Origin of the sequence: Bacillus sp. GMa5/1 (genome assembly GCF_050172015.1) — a bacterium.
Lineage (GTDB): Bacteria > Bacillota > Bacilli > Bacillales > Bacillaceae_G > Bacillus_A > Bacillus_A cereus.
In genome coordinates, this window is record NZ_JBNLYC010000401.1 from 1 (window position 1) to 1,300 (window position 1,300).

Sequence of the window (1,300 nt, forward strand, 5' to 3'; positions counted from 1 at the left end):
TTTTATATACTACCTTTTTCCATGTTATACCGCGATCTTTTGTAGTAAATATTTCTTTTTTATTACACGCCCAACCTTTACGCCGATTAAAAAAATGCAAACAAAATACATTTTTTAATAATGGATTGCTTGATACTTTAATCCATTTTGCTCCTTTTTTTATTATTTGATACACACTCCCATTTTCACTATTTATAACCCAGCCATAATAGGAACTAAAAAACGAAACAGCCACTTTACTAGTATTTATTGTTTTATTTGAAATATGCCACGAATTCCCCTTATCAAATGAGTAATTCATTAAAAATACATCATCATTCATTTTAGTTGGTATTACTAATAAGTTATTTTTATAGATTGCTTTATAAGCCATAGCAGTCCCATTATTAATTCCTTCAAGACTTGGAATATCTTTTATAGGATGCCAACTTTCCCCACCATTTATTGTTTTAAATACCGTTGATGTTTCATAATGTTTTTGTAGTGAAATAAACCCAATTAGATCGTTTATAAATGTTATCCCTGAAATACTATCACTAATACTTATATTTTTTATTACTTTCCAAACTTTCCCTTTCGTTTTCAAATAGTATAAATTATGTTCAAATTTATTTGATGCAAGCTTTCTAGATAATACAATCCATATACTATCCATATTCGTAGCATGCAATTGTACTTGAACATCAGTCGATTTCTCCCAATCTTCTTCAACCGGTAAAATAAACTCACTCCACCTTTCTCCTCTATTAACTGTATAAAATATAGCTGGCAATAAATCGTCATTCTTTTTTGTTAAACCATATGCCCAAGAGCTTCGAGCGTTTATTGGATACCCAAATAATACAATTGAATTAAGAGGATTGACAACATCCCATTCTACTCCTCCGTTTCGAGTATATAAGATAACCTGCTTTTTATTTGTATATTGAATACTAGCCCAACCATATTTATCCGTTCTCATTTGTAAAGAAGTAAATTGAATATCATTATTTTCCAATATATCACCTCATTCTTATTATTTATATATTCGTATGCTATTATTTTCAAAACGTTCTATCATTAGTTATTTAAACCACCCGCTTTATCTACTATCTTTATACTTACTTTCCCTTTTCTTCACCACTCAAATATAACGAAATTCCTTCTATTTTTCCGTTATCATATACAAACGACTGTATTTTACAAAATTCAACTATAAAAAATGCACCCCAATTGTAAACTATCCCCAACAATTAGAGTGCACTTTATATAAAATATAGCTTTTAATTTTTAAGCACTTACTACAGTAGCAACCTTATCC

Annotated in this window: 1 protein-coding gene; it reads right to left on the reverse strand. The window is 29.1% G+C overall.

All coding sequences use genetic code 11. The features are described from left to right. Nucleotides 1–997 (reverse strand): hypothetical protein (locus ACQGSG_RS28955; protein ID WP_426948748.1); only part of this gene is annotated, 997 nt, incomplete at its 3' end. Nucleotides 998–1,300 lie beyond the last annotated feature (303 nt).